Below are 3853 nucleotides of genomic sequence, written 5' to 3'. Positions count from 1 at the left end.
GCCGCGACCTTCACGCCGTTGAAGCCGATCATGATGCGGTCCAGTGCCTGCCGCTTCAGAATGGCATTAGCCAGGCGCAACTGGAAGTCCTGGAACTTGGCCCAGGCGTCCAGCTTGGCATAGGTGATATGAGTATCGAAATTGGTTTTCTCGCAGCGATAGCGGGTGTTCGACAGGGCTGATGCATCGCGGGTGTTACGGCGCTTGTCGCCGCGGGTATCGGTGCGGCTGGCGATGGGGCCGGACACGCCCAGGCCGATCTTCTCGCCTTCCAGTTCATCGACGCCAATCAGGTTGATGCTGGACAGGAATTCCGACGATTCCTGCATTTTGTCTTCCAGCTTCTGCTGCACGCTCGGGTCTACCGAGAACGTCGAATGGACGGCGCCGCCAGCGACATCATTCAGGCTCGCCAGGCGCGCAGTGTAGGCGTTATAGGCGGCACGGGTCTGATTCTTCATGTGTTCTGCTCCAGGGTAAATGCGTAAAAGGGGGGGACGTGCCAGGGCCGGCTTAGAACTCGGTCAGCGCAGCGCCGCTGCTGCCGCCACCGGTGGCCGGTGGGCGCTGTACGTTGCTCTTGTCGGTCAGATTGACGGTCTGGCGGAACTGCTCGGCGGTGGTTGATTCATCGCCGACACGCTTCTCCAGCTTCTCCAGGCGCGCCACGGCCTCGGCGACATCCTTGCCAGTCTGCGCGGTGGCTTGTGCGAACTCGCCCACCTTTTCGGCCACGGCGGTCATGGCCGCAACCACGTCAGCGTGCTGGGCATCGGCTTTCTTCTCGCCGCCACCGATGCGGCTAAACAGTTGCTTGATGGTCTCGGCCACGCTCGGGCCGTCTTCCTCGAATTCGATCTTGGCCTCGATGGCTTCGGAGAACAGGTTCTCGGGTTCCAGCTTGCGCGGGGTGAAGGGGGATGCCTTGGGATTGGTGGCCGAGAACTGCAGAATTTCGGTACCCAGGCTCGCGGGACTGTCGGTGACGGCCAGGCCGACCAGATAGGAACTACCGGTATCGGCAAACTTGTCGGCCAGCTCGATGCTGGTATAGATCTTCTGACGATCCTTGTTCATGGCGATGAGCGCGGGCGTCGGTTCGATCTGTGCGAACAGGGCCAGGCGCTTACCGTTTTCGGTATCGACTTCTTCCGCCTTCAGCGACAGCACATCGCCATACGCCTTGAAAGGGCCATCGGGCAGCAGGCTGCGCAGGTGTTCGACCCACACGCGAGCGCCGTAGGTTTTCACGTTGTAGCTGTCGGCCATTTGCTGGATTTGCTCGCGGGTGATGCTGCGGCCGTCAGTGGTCGCGCCCTCAGTCGCGACGCGGAAAAATTTGCTCTTGGTTGCCATGAGTTTTCGCGCTCGTTATCGGTTGATCGGATAACGCCATCTTCTGCCGATGGGCGAAATGCTTCAATGAAGTGAGGGTTGAAAAGGGGGATAGCGACTCTGCAAAGTCCCCGCTACGCGCGCGCGCCGCCTACGCTTGCGGCATGTTAGATATTCCAGAAGACATCAAGGACAACATCGATCAGGCGACCGAGCCTCGGCAGCTTGCGCGCCGCCTGTATTTCGAGGGCTGGCGCATTTCGTCGATTGCGCGCCACCTGAAGATTAAGCGTTCCACCGTCAATAGCTGGAAGCACCGCGACGAATGGGAAAAGGTTTCGCGCCTGGAGCGCGTAGAGATTGCCCTTGAAGCGCGCATAGTGCAACTGATCGCCAAGGAAGTAAAGGGCAATGGCGAGTACAAGGAACTCGACGCGTTGATGCGTCAGCTTGTGCAGGCCGCGCGCGTGCGCCGCTATGAGCAGCCGGGCGGCAATGAAACCGACCTCAATCCCAAGATCGCCAATCGCAATGCTGGCCCCAAGAAGAAGCCGGTGCGCAATGAGTTCAGCGAGGAAGCGCAGCAGCGCATCGTCGAGGCATTCAACGATTCGCTGTTCGACTATCAAAAGGTCTGGTACCGGAATGGCAGCGAGCGCACGCGCATCATTCTCAAATCGCGCCAGATCGGTGCGACCTGGTACTTCGCACGCGAGGCATTGATTGATGCCATCCAGACCGGGCGCAATCAGATTTTTCTCTCAGCCTCGAAGTCGCAAGCGCACGTCTTCAAGCAGTACATCATCCAGTTTGCGAAGGATGCGTGCGGCGTGGAGTTGTCAGGCGATCCCATCGTGCTGCCCAATGGCGCGCACCTGTATTTCCTCGGTACGAACGCCAGGACCGCGCAAGGCTATCACGGCAATTTCTATTTCGATGAGTTTTTCTGGACGCACAATTTCACGGAATTGAACAAGGTCGCGTCCGGCATGGCCTTGCACAAGAAGTGGCGCAAAACCTATTTCTCGACGCCCTCGGCCACCACGCACCAGGCCTATCCGTTCTGGACCGGCGAAGCGTTCAACAAGCGCCGCGCCAAGGGCGACAAGGTCAATATCGATGTGAGCCACAAGCGGCTGTCATCGGGTTTCACGGGCGAGGACAAAATTTGGCGCCAGATCGTTACGATCATGGACGCTGCGGCCGGTGGTTGCGATCTGTTCGACATCGATGAACTGCGCGACTTCGAATACTCGCCGGACCAGTTCGACAACCTGCTGATGTGCAATTTCATCGACGATTCTGCGTCGGTGTTTCCGCTCGCTGACCTACAGCGAGGCATGGTCGATTCGTGGGTAGATTGGGATGACTACAAGCCATTTACGGCCCGTCCCTTCGGCCACCGGCCCGTGTGGATCGGCTATGACCCTTCACTGACGGGCGACAGTGCCGGCTGCTCGGTGATTGCACCGCCACTGGTCCCAGGCGGAAATTTCCGCATTCTGGAGCGCCACCAGTGGCGAGGTAAGGATTTTTCGGAACAGGCCGCGCTCATCAAGGAAATGTGCGGTCGGTACAACGTCCAGTACATCGGTATCGATACCACCGGCATGGGCGTGGGCGTCTTCCCGCTGGTCAAACAATTCTTCCCCGCAGTGACGCCTATCAGCTATTCGCCTGAAGTCAAAACACGGATGGTGCTGAAGGCCCAAAACATCATCCGAAGTGGTCGCCTGCAATTCGATGCCGGCTGGACTGATATCGCGCAGTCCTTCATGGCCATTCGCAAGATCCTCACGCCCAGCGGACGCGCCGTCACCTACGACGCCGGCCGCTCGGAAGAAACCGGTCACGCTGACTTGGCCTGGTCGGTCATGCACGCCCTAGATTATGAACCGTTCGAAGGCACCACCGCTAACAACACCTCTTCCATGGAGTTCTTCTGATGAAACACAGAGCACGCCGCCGTGCGGCTGCATTCACCAACACGCCACCGGCCACCGTACCGGCGCCGGCCACGCCATCGGTCGAGGCATTCACGTTCGGCGATCCGTCGCCGGTTCTGGAAGGCCGCGACATGCTGGCCGATGCCGAGTGCTATCGCAATGGCGACTGGTACGAGCCGCCCTTGAGCATGGCTGGCCTGGCGAAGTCGCTCAATGCCAGCGTCCATCACGCCAGCGCCATCTGGTGCAAGGTCAACATCCTGGCCTCGACCTTCCAGCCGTCCGCCATCTTGTCGCGGGCGGACTTCACGCGCCTGGCCCTGGACTTTCTACTCTTCGGCAATTGCTATGCCGAGCGGCGCGAGAGTATGACCGGGAAGCTGTTGAGTCTCAAGCCGGCGCTGGCCAAGTACACGCGCGTGGGCGTGGAGCCGGGGCGGTACTTCTTCGTCAATGGCTGGCGAGCCAACTACGAATTTGAGCCGATCCACGTGGCCGCGCATGAGATCGCGCAAGGCAACATCGATCTCTCGCAACGCACGGAGGAACAAGCGGCCTCGCTGAAGAACCGC

The 3853-nt window shown here is 59.8% G+C and carries 3 protein-coding genes and 1 pseudogene; 2 read left to right on the top strand and 2 right to left on the bottom strand.

The annotated features are described in order from the left end of the window. Both I5W_RS01690 and I5W_RS01685 read right to left on the bottom strand, forming a co-directional pair. Window positions 1-461: P2 family phage major capsid protein (locus tag I5W_RS01690; protein WP_044527947.1), on the bottom strand; the 461-nt coding region annotated here is incomplete at its 3' end. Window positions 462-513: 52 nt separating this feature from the next. Beyond that, window positions 514-1356, bottom strand: coding sequence for a GPO family capsid scaffolding protein (locus tag I5W_RS01685; protein WP_044527946.1), 843 nt, complete (start codon window positions 1354-1356; stop codon window positions 514-516). A gap of 143 nt (window positions 1357-1499) precedes the next feature. Between I5W_RS01685 and I5W_RS01680 the strand changes: the two genes are divergently transcribed. Together I5W_RS01680 and I5W_RS01675 are read left to right on the top strand one after the other, a co-directional pair. Continuing rightward, window positions 1500-3281, top strand: a complete 1782-nt coding sequence (locus tag I5W_RS01680; protein WP_044527945.1) for a terminase ATPase subunit family protein — start codon at window positions 1500-1502, stop codon at window positions 3279-3281. After that, window positions 3281-3853: pseudogene (locus tag I5W_RS01675) on the top strand (phage portal protein); the annotation flags it as partial. The gene I5W_RS01680 and the pseudogene I5W_RS01675, both read left to right, overlap by 1 nt.

The organism is Herbaspirillum sp. B65 (genome assembly GCF_000333555.1).
Classification (GTDB): domain Bacteria; phylum Pseudomonadota; class Gammaproteobacteria; order Burkholderiales; family Burkholderiaceae_D; genus Herbaspirillum; species Herbaspirillum rubrisubalbicans.
The sequence above is the reverse complement of the archived record's forward strand: the minus strand, read 5'-3'. Positions and strand labels throughout refer to the sequence as shown.